Below are 13,181 nucleotides of genomic sequence, written 5' to 3' on the forward strand. Positions count from 1 at the left end.
GGGCGCCCTGTTCACCCTCGCCGCCCTCGCCGCGGCGGGCCTGCTGTGCGCCGCGGCCCTGCCCGCCCGCCACGACACCTGGACGCCTTACCTGCCGGTCTCCGTCGTGGCCGCGGCCCTCCTGCTCCGCCCGATCGGCCTGCGCGCCGCCGCCAGGCGCTCGTCCGCCACGCGGCAGACCCCTGCCGCGCCGCCCCCGGGCGCCACCGCGGCGTCGGCCGCCGCGGCGCCCGAACCGCCCGGCCCGGAAGGCGGGCCCACCAGCCCCGTACCCGCCCCGCAGACGCGAGAGAAAGGCCGTATGAACAGAGCTGACGATCCGTCACCACCCGCTGTGGTGCTGGACGGTGTGACGAAGAGCTATGACGGGGTGCGTGCCCTGGACGGGGTGTCGCTGACGGTGGGGCACGGCGAGTTCTTCGGGATACTCGGGCCGAACGGCGCCGGGAAGACCACGCTGGTGGAGATCGTGGAGGGCATGCGGAAGGCCGACGCGGGCACCGTCGAGGTGCTCGGGCAGTCGCCCTGGCCGCGCAGTACCGCGCTGTTGCGGCGGATCGGCGTACAGACGCAGACCTCCGCGTTCTTCACCCGGCTGACCGCGGTCGAACACCTGGAGACCGTGGCCGCGCTGCACGGCCTGGAACGGACGGCGGCCGGCCGGGCCATCGAGTCGGTGGGACTGGCGGCCAAGGCCCGCAGCCGAGTTGACGATCTGTCGGGCGGCCAGCGCCAGCGGCTCGCGTTGGCCACCGCGCTGGTGCACGACCCCGAGTTGATCTTCCTGGACGAGCCGACCGCCGCGCTGGACCCGGAGGCCCGCAGGTCGCTGTGGGGGCTGCTGCGCGAACTGCGCGGCCAGGGCCGCACCATCGTGTACACCACGCACTACCTGGACGAGGCCGAGGCGCTGTGCGACCGGGTGGCGATCATCACGGACGGGCGGGTGGCCGCGCTGGACACGCCTGCCGCCCTGGTCCGCTCGCTCGCCGCGCCGGCCCGGCTGCTGGTGCCCGCGGACCGGATCACCCCGGACCAGGCCCGCGCCATCGAGGGCGTGGACCGGGTACTGGTGGAGGGCGACGAGGTGGTGATCGAGACCCGCGTGGCCAACCGGGTGCTGGTCGCGGTCGGCGCCTTCGTGGACATGGACGCGATCCGGACCAGGACCGCGACCCTCGAGGACGCCTACCTGCGGCTGACCGGAGCCGGAACGGAGCTGGGCAGATGACCGCCACGACCCCGAGCACGCCGAGTACCCCGGGCACCCCGAGCGGTTCCACCGGCCCCGCCGACCCGAGCACCCCGGCCGGTCCCACCACCCGCGGCGGCACCCGCACCACTCCCTATGCCGCGCTGACCAGGGCCGCGTTCCTCGCCTCCGTCCGCGACCGGACCACGGTCTTCTTCACCTTCGCCTTCCCGCTGGTGTTCCTCGCGGTGTTCGGGCTGCTCTTCCGCGGCCAGAAGGTCGACGGCGGCCTGCCGTACATCAACTACGTGGCGCCGGGAGTGCTGTCGTGGGGCGTGGGCAACGCCGCGCTGTTCGGGCCCGCGTTCGCGCTGATGCACTGGCGGCGCGACGACATCCTGCGGCTGGTGTGGCGCACCCCGACCCCGCTTCCCACGGTGCTCGGGTCGCGGTTCGCGGTCGCGGTCGGGGTCGGGCTGTGCCAGGCGGTGCTGTTCACGGCGGTGGCGGTGCTGCCGGTGTTCGGGCTGCACCTGGCGGGCGACTGGCCGCTGGCGCTGCCCCTGCTGGTGCTCGGCGTGGCCGCGTTCCTCGCGCTCGGCCTGGTGGTGGGCAGCCTCGCCAACACCCCGGAGGCAGTCGCGGCGATCGCGAACTTCGTGATGGTGCCGATGGCGTTCCTGTCCGGCGCGTTCTATCCGGCGGACCTGCTGCCGGGCTGGATCCAGGCGTTCTCCTGGGTGCTGCCGTTGCGCTTCCTCGACCACGGGCTGACCGACGTGCTCGCCGGCCGCGACGGCCTCGGCCGCTACGCCCTGGACTGCGCGGGCCTGATCGGCTTCACCCTCCTTTTCGGGCTGATCGCGGCCCGCGTCTTCCGCTGGAGCAACCGGACATGACCTCGATGACCACCCCGCGCGCCACCCCCGCGCGGCCCACTGCTCCGGGCATCGAGGCCGTCGGGCGGGAACTGGAACGGCAGTTGGCGGCACGCGCCGCCGCTGCCGGGCTGCCCGCACCCGCGGTGGCCGTCATCGGCAGCCACGACCTGCTGCGGCCCGACCCCGAACCGCCCGAGCACGCCCGGCGGCGGGCCGCGGCAAAGGTGCACCTGGCCCCGGACGCGGTACTGGTCGGCCCATGGGGTGCGGGGCCGCACACCGCCGCGCCGCACGCGGCGCAGCCGGGCAGGGCCGCACCCGACGCGCCCGTGGCCCCGCCCGCAGCTGTACCCGACGCCGCCAATCCGCCCGCAGCCGTACCCGACACCCCCGATCCGGCTGCGCCCACTTCCGACGGCGCCTGCGGCTGCTGCCTCGCGGTGCGCTGGCAGCGGCTGCGCACCCGGACCGAGCGCGAGGCCCTGGAGGCCGGGCAGAGCGGCCTGACCGCGGCGGGCCGCTGGCCGGTACTCCCGGACTGCACCGTCGACGCCGTGTGGGCGCTGTACGTGTGGGCGGTCGCCACCCCCCGGCCGCCCCATGCCGACGGTCTGGCCCGGGTCACCCGGCACGACCTGGAGACCGGCCGCCCGCACACGGTGCCGCTGCTCGCCGACCCGCTGTGCGCCCAGCACGACCCGGCCTCGTCCCAACACGACGTCGACAAGGGCGTGTTGGGGCTCGCGCCGCGGCCGAAGCCCGCCGCCGACCGGTACCGGCTGCGTACCCCGGCGTCGTACGCCCTGCCGACCGAGGCGCTGGCCAATCCGGTCTGCGGGGTGCTCGGCGCCGGCACCTGGAACGACGTGACCTCGCCGACCACCGCCCCCGTCGCGGGCTCGGTCTTCATGCGCGGCTACGCGGGACTGACCGACGTGACCTGGAGCGGCCAGGCCAACTCCTTCACGGCCAGTCGTGAACTCGCCTTCCTGGAGGGCCTGGAGCGGTATGCGGGCACCCACCGCCGGGACCGTACGGCACCGCGGGTCGCGTCCTTCGACGACCTCGCCGCACGCGGTGAACCGGCCCTGGACCCGCGCACCTGCGGCCTGTACGCGCCGCAGACCTACCGCGACGACCCGATGGTGCACCCCTTCGACCCGGGCCGGCCGATCCCGTGGGTGCGCGGCCATTCGTTGCGTGACGGCGGGTTCGTGCTGGTACCGGCCCGGCTCGCGTACTACAGCGCGGGCACCGCCGCCGACGACTTCGTCTACGAGTGCTCCAACGGCTGCGCGATCGGAAGCTGCCTGGAGGAGGCGATCCTCTTCGGGCTGCTCGAACTCATCGAGCGCGACGCCTTCCTGCTCGGCTGGTACGGCAACGCGCCGCTGCCGGAGATCGACCTCGCCTCGTGCGACAGCCGGGTGTTGCGCGCGATGACCGACCGGGCCGCGCTGTGCGGCTACGACGTGCACGTCTACGACAACCGGATCGACCTGCCGGTGCCGGTCGCCACCGGGCTCGCGGTGCGGCGCGACGGCGGGCCCGGCACTTTCGCGTTCGCCGCCGGGGCGGCGCTCGACCCGCTCGCCGCGGTGGAGTCGGCGGTCTCGGAGATCCTCACCTACCTGCCGCACCTGCCCCGCCAGGTCGCCGAGCGGCCGGCCGAACTGGCCGCGATGGCCGAGGACTTCACGCTCGTACGCCGACTGCCCGACCACGCGGCGCTGTTCGGCCTGCCGCGGATGCGCGAGCACGTGCGCGGCTACCTGGAGCCGCCGGTGGCAAGGACGTTCGCCGACACCTACGACGGCTGGGAACGGCGCCGGCCGCGCGGCCTCGACCTGCGGGAGGACGTCCTGTGGTGCGCTGGCGAGCTGGCCGCGGCCGGGTCCGACGTGATCGTGGTCGACCAGACCACCGCGGAGCAGCGGCGGTTGGGCCTGCACACGGTCTGCACGATCGTGCCCGGACTGCTGCCGATCGACTTCGGATGGACCCGGCAGCGGGCGCTGACCATGCCGCGGCTGCGGACCGCGCAGCGCAGGGCGGGGATGCGCGGCGACGACCTGGCCGCGGGGGAGGTGCGCGCCGTGCCGCACCCGTTCCCGTAGTCCCGCAACTCCCCAGCCCCGCAACTCCTCTGCCCCGCAACTCCTCTGCCCCGTCGTACCGTTGGCCCACGACCCCGCGTCGCTCGGTCATGCGGAAGGGCCCGCGGGCCGGTGCTCCCGGCGCCGCGGACCCTCGTCGCCCCGACGATCAGGCGGTGCAGCTGGTGGTGCTGGTGGTGCTGGAGCAGGTGCTGGTGCTGGAGCAGCTCGTGGAGGAGCCCAGCATGACCTCGCTCGCGTCGGAGTAGTCGGTGATCTCGAACGTCTCGGACTCCAGCTCCAGGATCTCCTGGGCAAGGGAGGCGAGCGGCGTGTCCAGCTTGGAGATGTCAGCCATGGTGACTCCTTCTCGTCGACGACGGACCCGGCCACGTAGCGGCCGCAGCGTCCTTTCTACGCGCGTCCACTGGCGGAACCGCCGGCCGACCGCTGTCACTTCGCTGGCACGCCCCGAACCGGCACGCGCCGCCCGGCCCGCCGATCCACCGCCCGCCGGCGCACCATCCGCAGGACCACGTCCCGCCGGCCCCTCCGCCGTCTCGCCCGACTGCCTTGGAAGGAGAGCCACTTGAGCGCGCAGGAGCCGTTCGGGGACGCCACCGCGAAGGTGCTCGGGCCGGCCGCCGACTTCTACGCCGACGTGCACCGCCACCCCGAGCTGTCCGGCGCCGAGCGGCGCACCGCCGACCGGTTCGCGCGGTGGCTGTCCGGCGCGGGGTACGAGGTCACCACGGGGGTCGGCGGGCACGGCGTGGTCGGGGTGCTGCGCAACGGCCCGGGCCCGGTGGTGCTGGTGCGGGCCGAACTGGACGCGCTGCCGCTGCGCGAGGAGACCGGGCTGCCGTACGCGAGCACGGTGGGCGACCCGGCCCCGGCGATGCACGCCTGCGGCCACGACGCGCACCTGGCGTGCGCGGCGGGCGCGGCCACCGTGCTCGCCGAGGCCGCCGACCGGTGGCGCGGCACCCTGGTGGTGGTCGGCCAGCCCGCGGAGGAGACGCTGACCGGCGCCGCCGCGATGCTCGCCGACGGCCTCTACGAGCGCTTCCCCGCCCCCGGCGTGGTGCTGGCGCAGCACACGGTGCCACTGCCCGCCGGGATGGTGGCGCACGGCGGCGGGCCGCTGCTGGCGGCGAGTTGCACGGTGGAGATCGTGCTGCACGGACGTGGCGGGCACGCGGGGGCGCCCCAACTGGCGGTGGACCCGGTGGTGGCCGCGGCGGCGCTGGTCGGGCGGCTGCAGACCGTGGTGTCCCGCGAGACCGGCCCGGGCGAGCCGCTGGTGCTCACGGTGGGCGCGCTGCACGCGGGCGGCGCCGGAAACGTCATCCCGGACCGGGCCACGATGGAGGTCACCCTGCGGGCCTTCGCCCCGGCCACCCTGGATCGCGCATTGGCGGCCGTCACACGGATGGCGCATGCCGAGGCCGCCGCCGCGGGGGCCGAGCGGACGCCCGAGATCCGGGAGCTGTCCAGATCGGCGGTGACCACGAGCGACCCGGGCGTGGCCGCGCGGGTGCGGCAGGCGCACGAGGCGGCCTTCGGCGCCGGCCGGGTCGCGAGCTGGCAGCCGTCGGCGGCGACCGAGGACTTCCCGCTGCTGGGCGCGGCAGGCGTCGGACTGCACGGCGTGGCCGGCGTCAGGACCGGCTACTGGATGCTCGGCAGTGTCGGGCCCGGCCAGTGGGCGGCGGCCGGCGACAGCGCCGAGCGGAAGCTCGCCGCACTGCCGGGCAACCACTCCGCCCGCTTCCGCCCGCACGCCCGGTTGACGCTGGTCACCGGCATCCGGGCGATGGCGGTCGCCGCGGCGGCCCACTTCGCCGAGGGGGACGGCCATGCCGACGGTTCTCCTTGCGGGTCGCGCGGGGTCGGTTAAGGTCGCCTGCGAGTCGCCCTCCGCGGTGGAGGGCCCGAAGGCGCCGCAGCCACCGTGGGGGCAGTCGTGAGAATGAGGCTGGAGTTCACCACCGAGCCGTTCGACCTGGAGGAGCCGCCCGCGCACGCGATGGCGGCGCGCGAGGTGTTGCGGGCCGGGGCGTTGGAGGCGGTCGATGTCGGCCCGTTCGGCAACACCGCCGAGGGCACCGAGGAGGCCGTGATCGAGACGGTCGCGGAGCTGCTGCGCCGTACCGCGGCGGCCGGCGCCACCCGTATCTCGCTCCAGGTCAGCGTGCTCGGCGAGGAGCCGCGGTGAGCGCCGACGCGCAGCGGCACGCCTTCGCCGCCGCCGTGCGGCCCCTGGTGGACGCGATGGGCGGGCAGGTGCTGCCGCCCGAGGAGGCCCGCGGCGACGACGTCGTGCTGAGCTGGGAGGGCGAGCCGGCGGTCGCGGTGCGGCTGCCCCATCTGGCCGACTCCCTCGACCATCTGCTCGCCGACCTCCGGCGCCGGCGCGGCCCGCTCGCCGAGCTGGGCCGCAAGGACAAGCAGACCGTGGTGCGCATCCTGGAGGAGCGCGGCGCGTTCTCGGTGCGGCACGGCGTGGAGACCGTCGCGTCGGCCCTCGGGGTCAGCCGTTTCACCGTGTACAACTACCTGAACAGGGAGAACGCGGCGCGCGATACGAAGTGACCGCGCTGCGGGCGCCGTTCGCGGTCGGAAGTCTTTCAACAAACTGTTGACGTCCGCTCGTGGCTGCTCGTAGCTTGCGAGGGTGACATCCAGCGCTTCGCCGGGCCTGGCCCGGTTCAACGATGCCGCCGCCCGCGCCGCCGCCGACCTGCTGCACGAGGTGTGCGCCAGCCGGGCCTGGGGCGCGGCGGTGGCCGCCGGGCGGCCGTACACCTGCCTCGACGGCCTGCTCGCAGCGAGTGACGCGGCCATGGCGGCGCTCACCGTCGCCGACCTCGGCGAGGCGATGTCCGGCCACCCGCCGATCGGCCGCCCCACCCCGGGCGACCCGACGTCGGCGCGCGAGCAGCGCGGGGTCGGCGACGCCGAGCGGGCCGAACTCCGCCGGCTCAACCTCGCCTACCAGGACGCCCACGGCCATGTCTTCCTGATCTGCGCCACCGGCCTGACCGGCGCGCAGATGCTGGCCGCCCTCAAGGAGCGGATCGGCAACGGCCAGGAGACCGAACGCGAGATCGTCCGGGCCGAACTGGGAAAGATCAACCGGATCAGGCTCACCCGCCGCACCGAGGAGGCCCCCGCATGACGGCAGCGCAGGACCCGGCGACCCCGGCCGAACCGGCGACTCCGGCGACCCCGGCGGCCCGAGCCGATCCGGCCACCCCGGCGCACACTGTCTCGGTGTCCACCCACATCCTCGACACCAGCGTCGGGCGCCCCGCGGCCGGCGTCGGCGTCGAACTGTCGGTCAGGACCGGGCCCGACGCGCCCTGGAGCACGCACGGCGCCTCGGCCACCGACGCCGACGGCCGCTGCAAGGACCTGCCCGACCCGCCCGAGCACACCACGCAGGTACGGCTCCGCTTCGCCGTGGAGCCCTACCTCGCCCGCCAAGCCGAGGCCCAGCAAGCCGAGGCCCGGCAGGACGCCCCCCGCGCGGACCGAGCCGGTCCAGGGGACAGCGGAGCGTTCTTCCCCGAGGTGACGATCGTCTTCGCGGTCGCGCCGGGCGAGCACTATCACGTACCGCTGCTGCTCAATCCGTTCGGCTACTCCGTATACCGAGGGAGCTAGTGCCGTGACCGCTGAGACAAGTCCTGCCCGCCTCACCCGCCTTGGCCAGAACCAGTACGGAAAGGCCGAGGTCCGGGTGGTCCGGGTGGTCCGCGACGGGGACACCCACCACCTGAAGGACCTCAACGTGTCGGTGGCGCTGTCCGGCGCCATGGACGCGGTCCACCTCTCCGGCTCCAACGCCAACGTGCTGACCACCGACGCCACCAAGAACACCGTCTACGCCTTCGCGCAGAAGCACGGCGTCGAGTCCGCGGAGACCTTCGCGATCCACCTGGCCCGGCACTTCGTCAGCGGCCAGGACTCGATCCACCGGGCCCGCATCCGCGTCGAGGAGTACTCCTGGGACCGGATCGGCCCGCAGGAACGCGGCCACTCCTTCGTCCGCGACGCCCGCGAGACCCGCACCACCGAGGTCGCCTACGACGGCGAGCGCTGGCAGGTGGTCTCGGGGCTGAAGGACATGGTGGTGCTCAACTCGACCGACTCCGAGTTCTGGGGCTACGTCAAGGACGACTACACCACGCTGAAGGAGACCCACGACCGCATCCTCGCCACCGAGGTCAACGCCCGCTGGCGGTTCGCCTGGAGCGGCGACGAACAGCCGGTGCCCGCCTGGGATGAGGAGTACGCCCGGGTCCGCGGCCACCTGCTGGCCGCGTTCGCGGAGACGTACTCGCTCTCGCTCCAGCAGACCCTGTACAGCATGGGCGCGCGCGTCATCGAGCACACGCCGGGCGTGGACGAGATACGGCTGTCGCTGCCGAACAGGCACCACTTCCTGGTCGACCTCGAACCGTTCGGCCTGAAGAACGACAACGAGGTGTACTACGCCGCCGACCGCCCGTACGGCCTCATCGAGGGCACCGTGCTGCGCGAGGGCGTGGAAGCCGCGATCCCGGTGACGGACTGAGAGGGGCGGACGGCATGGCAGAGCAGACCCGCACGCAGGCGGCACGAGCCGGCGGGCAGGCCGCGGGGCGGCCCGAGAGGCGCGGCACCGGGCAGGTTGACGCGCCGGCCCCGCGGATCGTGATCGAGAACTGCGCGATCGCCACCGTGGACGCCGACGGCACCGAGTACGACTCCGGGCACGTCGTCGTGGCGGGCGGCACCATCGAGTCGGTCGGCGCCGGACCCGCACCCGCCGGACTCGCGGACGTCGTCCGCCGGATCGACGGCACCGGGCACCTGGCCACCCCCGGCCTGGTCAACACCCACCACCACTTCTACCAGTGGCTCACCCGCGGCCTGGCCCAGGACAGCAACCTGTTCAACTGGCTGGTCGAGCTGTACCCGACCTGGGCCCGGATCGACGAACCCATGGTCCACACCGCCGCGTCGGGGTCGCTGGCCATGATGGTCCGTGGCGGTGTCACCACCGCGATGGACCACCACTACGTCTTCCCGCGCGGCGCCGGCGACCTGCTCGGCGCCGAGATCCGGGCCGCGGCCGACCTCGGCGTGCGCTTCACCGCGGCCCGCGGCTCGATGGACCGCGGCACGTCCGACGGCGGACTGCCGCCGGACTTCGCGGTGGAGAGCACCGAGGACGCGCTGCTGGCCACCGAGGCCGCGATCGACGCCCATCACGACGCGTCCTTCGGCTCGATGCTGCAGATCGCCGCCGCGCCCTGCTCGCCGTTCTCCGTCTCCACCGAACTGATGCGGGAGGCAGCGCAGTTGGCCCGCCGCAAGGGGGTGCGGCTGCACACCCACGGCAGCGAGACCGTGCAGGAGGAGAAGTTCTGCCACGAGCTGTTCGGCATGGGCCCGACGGACTACTTCGAGTCCACCGGCTGGCTCGGCGACGACGTGTGGATGGCGCACTGCGTGCACATGAACGACTCCGACATCGCGGCGTTCGCCCGCACCGGCACCGGAGTGGCGCACTGCCCGTCCTCCAACGCCCGGCTGGCCGCCGGGATCGCGCGGGTGCCGGACATGCTCGCCTCCGGTGTCCCGGTCGGCCTGGGCGTGGACGGCACCGCCTCCAACGAGTCCGGCGAGCTGCACACCGAACTGCGCAACGCGCTGCTGATCAACCGGCTCGGCGGCGGCGAGAAGGCGCTCAACGCCCGCCAGGCGCTGCACTTGGGCACCTACGGCGGCGCCCAAGTGCTGGGCCGGGCAACGGAGATCGGCTCCCTGGAGCCGGGCAAGCTCGCCGACCTGGTGCTGTGGAAGCTGGACGGCATCGGGCACGCGTCCATCGCCGACCCGGTCGCGGCACTGGTCTTCGGCGCCGCGGCCCCGGTCACCCTCTCGCTGGTGGGCGGCCGCCCGGTGGTGGAGGACGGCCGGCTCACCCGGGTCGACGAGGACGCCATCGCGAAGCTGACCCGCAGCGAGGCCCGCCGCCTCGCCCACATCGCGGGGCTGGCCTGAACGACCTTGGTGGCGTGGCGAGTTGGAGCCGGTTCAAGCAGCTTGAAGCCAACTGACGCCGGCGGGACGGGCGCAAACGGCTGGCACCGGTCGAGACGACCGGTCGGGGAGGGACGGCCCCCGACCGGTGGCCGGGCCCTGTCCTGAACGGGGCCCGGCGACAGTGCCCCCGAGCCCGAGACCCGATGCGGATCGCCGGAGCCCGGGGGCGCTGTGCCCGGCCGCCGCGCGCTGCGGGCACGGCGCGGTGTGGAGTGCCGAGGTCCGCCCGGCCGCCGCGGCCAGTCCGCGGCCGTCGCGCCGCGCACCGCCGGGTTCAGTACGCGCTCACCCCACCAGCCGCTGGTAGGCGGGCAGGGTCAGGAAGTCGACGTACTCCGCGTCGAGCGCGGTGCGGATCAGCAGGTCGTGCGCCTCGGCCCACTTCCCGGCGGCGAAGGCGTCCTCGCCGATCTCGTCCCGGATCGCGAGGAGTTCGTCGGCGGCGACCTGGCGGGCCAGTTCGGGGGTGGCCTTCTCGCCGCTGTCGAAGACGACCCCGGCGTTGGTCCACTGCCAGATCTGCGAGCGGGAGATCTCCGCGGTGGCCGCGTCCTCCATCAGGTTGAAGATCGCCACCGCGCCCGAACCGCGCAGCCACGCCTCGATGTAGCGGATGCCGACCTGGACCGCGTTGCGCAGGCCCTCGTAGGTGGGGCGGGCGTCGAGCGAGGCGATGTCGATCAGCTCGGCGGCGGTGACGTGCACGTCCTCGCGCAGCCGGTCCTTCTGGTTCGGGCGGTCGCCGAGCACCGCGTCGAAGGAGGCGCGGGCGATCGGCACCAGGTCGGGGTGGGCCACCCAGGAGCCGTCGAAGCCGTCGGCGGCCTCGCGGTCCTTGTCCGCCTTGACCTTCTCGAAGGCCACCTTGTTGACCTCGGGGTCGCGCCGGGACGGGATGAACGCCGCCATGCCGCCGATCGCGTGCGCGCCGCGCTTGTGGCAGGTGCGCACCAGCAGTTCGGTGTAGGCGCGCATGAACGGCGCGGTCATCGTCACCGCGTTGCGGTCCGGCAGCACGAACCGCGGGCCGCCGTCCCGGAAGTTCTTCACGATCGAGAACAGGTAGTCCCAGCGGCCCGCGTTGAGCCCGGAGGCGTGCTCGCGCAACTCGTAGAGGATCTCCTCCATCTCGTACGCGGCGGTGATCGTCTCGATCAGCACGGTGGCGCGGATGGTGCCGCGCGGGATGCCGACGTAGCTCTGGGCGAAGACGAACACGTCGTTCCACAGCCGGGCTTCGAGGTGCGACTCGGTCTTCGGCAGGTAGAAGTACGGGCCCTTGCCGAGGTCCAGCAGGCGCTGGGCGTTGTGGAAGAAGTACAGGCCGAAGTCGACCAGGCCGCCGGCGATCTGCTCGCCGTCGACGGTCAGGTGCCGCTCGCCGAGGTGCCAGCCGCGCGGGCGCACCACCGCGGTGGCCAGTTCGGCCGCGTCCTTCAGGGCGTAGCTCTTGCCCTCGGGGGAGGTGAAGTCGATCCGGCGCTCGTAGGCGTCGATCAGGTTGATCTGGCCGCCGATGACGTTCTCCCAGGTGGGGGCGGAGGCGTCCTCGAAGTCGGCGAGCCAGATCGGGGCGCCGGAGTTGAGCGCGTTGATCGTCATCTTGCGGTCGGTGGGGCCGGTGATCTCCACCCGGCGGTCCTGCAACGCGGCCGGGGCGGGCGCCACCTGCCAGTCGCCGTCGCGGACGTGCGCGGTCTCCGGCAGGAAGTCCAGGGCGGCGGTGCGGGCGATCTCGGCGCGACGCTCCTTGCGGAGCGCGAGCAGTTCGTCGCGGCGGGCGGCGAAGTGCCGGTGGAGCTCGGCGAGGAAGGTGAGGGCCTCGGGGGTCAGCACCTCCTCCGAGCGGGATACGGGCCCGGCGGCCTCGGAGACGACGGCCGGGGACGGCGCGCTTGCTGACATGCGGGTCACTCCTCCGTAGAGCAAGGGCGGCACGGGGTGCCGGGGCGCGCCGGAGCGCGCTCGCTTCTGCAAGGTGGATCATAGTTTTCGCTGTGCGGAAGTTCAACGTTTTGTGGCACGCCGTGCGGTGTCGGATTCCGGCCCGCCGCGCGGGGCACCTCGCCTGCCGCCCTACCGCGTCGCTGCGTGCGCCGTCGCCGGTGCGGTAGTCGTACCATCCGGACGATCCACCGACGGCCCGGCGCCGTACCCCACTTCAGTCGAGAAGTCGCAGGTCGGCGGGGGTGTCGATGTCGGCGGGATCGCCGATGTCCCCGCACTCCACGAGCACGGTCTGCTCGGCGTGCTCGCGCAGATACGTCCGGGCGCCGCGGTCCTCGCCCGCGCTGCACGCCACCCCGGCCCAGCGGCTCGCCCCGAACAGCACCGGGTGCGCGCGGCGCCCGCCGTACACCGCCGAGACCAGCGCCGACGGCAGGTCGTCGGCCGCTCGGCCCGCCGCGATCACCCGCGCCACCGCCGCACCCGGCACCCCCGGCTGGTCCACCAGCCCGATCACCGCCGCGGTCGGGGGCTGCGCCGCGGCGGCCAGCGAGGCGAGCCCGGCGCGCAGCGAGGAGCCCATGCCGCCGGCCCAGTGCGGGTTGTCCACCAGTACGCAGCCGGCCAGGTCCGCGCGCTCGCGGACCTCGTCGGCCGCCGCGCCCACCACCACATGCACCTGGCCGCAGCCGCCCGCCCGCAGCACCGCGACCGCGTGCTCCACCAGCGGCCGCCCCCGGTGGACCAGCAGTGCCTTCGGCCGGCCGCCGAGCCGCCGGCCGCCGCCGGCCGCCAGCAACAGCCCGGCCACCTCGCCATGTGAGTTCATCGCTCCTGCATACCGCGCGTGTCACGGCAGTGGAACAGGACGCCGTCGGCGTGGCGCGTTCCGGTATCGTCGGGCGGTGTTGCGGGGATGGGGCGGTTGCCAGACGAGGAACGGGGACTGAGGGGACTGATGGGGCC

General features: G+C 74.0%; 13 protein-coding genes. 10 read left to right on the forward strand and 3 right to left on the reverse strand.

Annotated features, from left to right (window positions below):
- Nucleotides 1-301: 301 nt before the first annotated feature.
- Genes AC13HU_RS17475 through AC13HU_RS17485 form a run of 3 tightly spaced genes read left to right on the forward strand, consistent with a single transcriptional unit; the run spans nucleotide 302 to nucleotide 4,190 of the window.
- Complete coding sequence (locus AC13HU_RS17475; protein ID WP_483042815.1) at nucleotides 302-1,231, forward strand: ABC transporter ATP-binding protein; 930 nt, start codon at nucleotides 302-304, stop codon at nucleotides 1,229-1,231.
- Nucleotides 1,228-2,091, forward strand: coding sequence for an ABC transporter permease (locus tag AC13HU_RS17480; protein ID WP_483042805.1), 864 nt, complete (start codon nucleotides 1,228-1,230; stop codon nucleotides 2,089-2,091). Before AC13HU_RS17475 ends, AC13HU_RS17480 begins: the two co-directional genes overlap by 4 nt.
- Nucleotides 2,088-4,190: a TOMM precursor leader peptide-binding protein gene (locus AC13HU_RS17485; RefSeq protein WP_483042806.1), complete on the forward strand. Its 2,103-nt coding sequence runs from the start codon at nucleotides 2,088-2,090 to the stop codon at nucleotides 4,188-4,190. Before AC13HU_RS17480 ends, AC13HU_RS17485 begins: the two co-directional genes overlap by 4 nt.
- 148 nt (nucleotides 4,191-4,338) lie before the next feature.
- Here AC13HU_RS17485 and AC13HU_RS17490 read toward each other — a convergent pair whose 3' ends face one another.
- Nucleotides 4,339-4,527 carry a thiazolylpeptide-type bacteriocin gene (locus tag AC13HU_RS17490; RefSeq protein WP_093711265.1) on the reverse strand — a complete coding sequence of 63 codons (189 nt, stop codon included), beginning with the start codon at nucleotides 4,525-4,527 and terminating at the stop codon, nucleotides 4,339-4,341.
- A 231-nt stretch (nucleotides 4,528-4,758) separates the two neighbouring features.
- Here AC13HU_RS17490 and AC13HU_RS17495 point away from each other — a divergent pair, with 231 nt between their 5' ends.
- The 7 genes from AC13HU_RS17495 (at nucleotide 4,759) to AC13HU_RS17525 (ending at nucleotide 10,226) form a co-directional block, all read left to right on the forward strand.
- The gene (locus tag AC13HU_RS17495; RefSeq protein WP_483042807.1) at nucleotides 4,759-6,069 is read left to right on the forward strand and encodes an amidohydrolase; all 1,311 of its coding nucleotides are present in this window, start codon (nucleotides 4,759-4,761) and stop codon (nucleotides 6,067-6,069) included.
- Nucleotides 6,070-6,135: 66 nt separating this feature from the next.
- Nucleotides 6,136-6,387 carry a hypothetical protein gene (locus AC13HU_RS17500; RefSeq protein ID WP_483042808.1) on the forward strand — a complete coding sequence of 84 codons (252 nt, stop codon included), beginning with the start codon at nucleotides 6,136-6,138 and terminating at the stop codon, nucleotides 6,385-6,387.
- A 56-nt stretch (nucleotides 6,388-6,443) separates the two neighbouring features.
- Nucleotides 6,444-6,764 (forward strand): helix-turn-helix domain-containing protein, encoded by a 321-nt coding sequence (locus tag AC13HU_RS17505; protein WP_483042816.1) that lies wholly within the window; start codon nucleotides 6,444-6,446, stop codon nucleotides 6,762-6,764.
- An 82-nt stretch (nucleotides 6,765-6,846) separates the two neighbouring features.
- The gene (gene uraD / locus AC13HU_RS17510; RefSeq protein ID WP_483042809.1) at nucleotides 6,847-7,350 is read left to right on the forward strand and encodes a 2-oxo-4-hydroxy-4-carboxy-5-ureidoimidazoline decarboxylase; all 504 of its coding nucleotides are present in this window, start codon (nucleotides 6,847-6,849) and stop codon (nucleotides 7,348-7,350) included.
- The gene (gene uraH / locus AC13HU_RS17515; RefSeq protein WP_483042810.1) at nucleotides 7,347-7,838 is read left to right on the forward strand and encodes a hydroxyisourate hydrolase; all 492 of its coding nucleotides are present in this window, start codon (nucleotides 7,347-7,349) and stop codon (nucleotides 7,836-7,838) included. Before uraD ends, uraH begins: the two co-directional genes overlap by 4 nt.
- A 4-nt stretch (nucleotides 7,839-7,842) precedes the next feature.
- Complete coding sequence (gene pucL / locus AC13HU_RS17520; protein ID WP_483042811.1) at nucleotides 7,843-8,751, forward strand: factor-independent urate hydroxylase; 909 nt, start codon at nucleotides 7,843-7,845, stop codon at nucleotides 8,749-8,751.
- 14 nt (nucleotides 8,752-8,765) lie between these two features.
- The gene (locus tag AC13HU_RS17525; RefSeq protein WP_483042812.1) at nucleotides 8,766-10,226 is read left to right on the forward strand and encodes an 8-oxoguanine deaminase; all 1,461 of its coding nucleotides are present in this window, start codon (nucleotides 8,766-8,768) and stop codon (nucleotides 10,224-10,226) included.
- A 327-nt stretch (nucleotides 10,227-10,553) separates the two neighbouring features.
- On the opposite strand, the gene aceB is transcribed toward AC13HU_RS17525, so the two are convergent.
- Complete coding sequence (gene aceB, locus AC13HU_RS17530) at nucleotides 10,554-12,173, reverse strand: malate synthase A (RefSeq protein WP_483042813.1); 1,620 nt, start codon at nucleotides 12,171-12,173, stop codon at nucleotides 10,554-10,556.
- 256 nt (nucleotides 12,174-12,429) lie between these two features.
- Complete coding sequence (locus tag AC13HU_RS17535) at nucleotides 12,430-13,044, reverse strand: nucleotidyltransferase family protein (RefSeq protein ID WP_483042814.1); 615 nt, start codon at nucleotides 13,042-13,044, stop codon at nucleotides 12,430-12,432.
- Nucleotides 13,045-13,181: the final 137 nt, after the last annotated feature.

It is taken from the genome of Streptomyces sp. NH27, from assembly GCF_056859195.1.

Coding starts and splice junctions, on each gene's coding strand:
- AC13HU_RS17535 (WP_483042814.1), bottom strand. CDS start 13,044: ATGAACTCACATGGCGAGGTGGCCGGGCTGTTGCTGGCGGCCGGCGGC.
- AC13HU_RS17525 (WP_483042812.1), top strand. CDS start 8,766: ATGGCAGAGCAGACCCGCACGCAGGCGGCACGAGCCGGCGGGCAGGCC.
- AC13HU_RS17475 (WP_483042815.1), top strand. CDS start 302: ATGAACAGAGCTGACGATCCGTCACCACCCGCTGTGGTGCTGGACGGT.
- AC13HU_RS17480 (WP_483042805.1), top strand. CDS start 1,228: ATGACCGCCACGACCCCGAGCACGCCGAGTACCCCGGGCACCCCGAGC.
- AC13HU_RS17505 (WP_483042816.1), top strand. CDS start 6,444: ATGGGCGGGCAGGTGCTGCCGCCCGAGGAGGCCCGCGGCGACGACGTC.
- AC13HU_RS17490 (WP_093711265.1), bottom strand. CDS start 4,527: ATGGCTGACATCTCCAAGCTGGACACGCCGCTCGCCTCCCTTGCCCAG.
- aceB (WP_483042813.1), bottom strand. CDS start 12,173: ATGTCAGCAAGCGCGCCGTCCCCGGCCGTCGTCTCCGAGGCCGCCGGG.
- uraH (WP_483042810.1), top strand. CDS start 7,347: ATGACGGCAGCGCAGGACCCGGCGACCCCGGCCGAACCGGCGACTCCG.
- AC13HU_RS17485 (WP_483042806.1), top strand. CDS start 2,088: ATGACCTCGATGACCACCCCGCGCGCCACCCCCGCGCGGCCCACTGCT.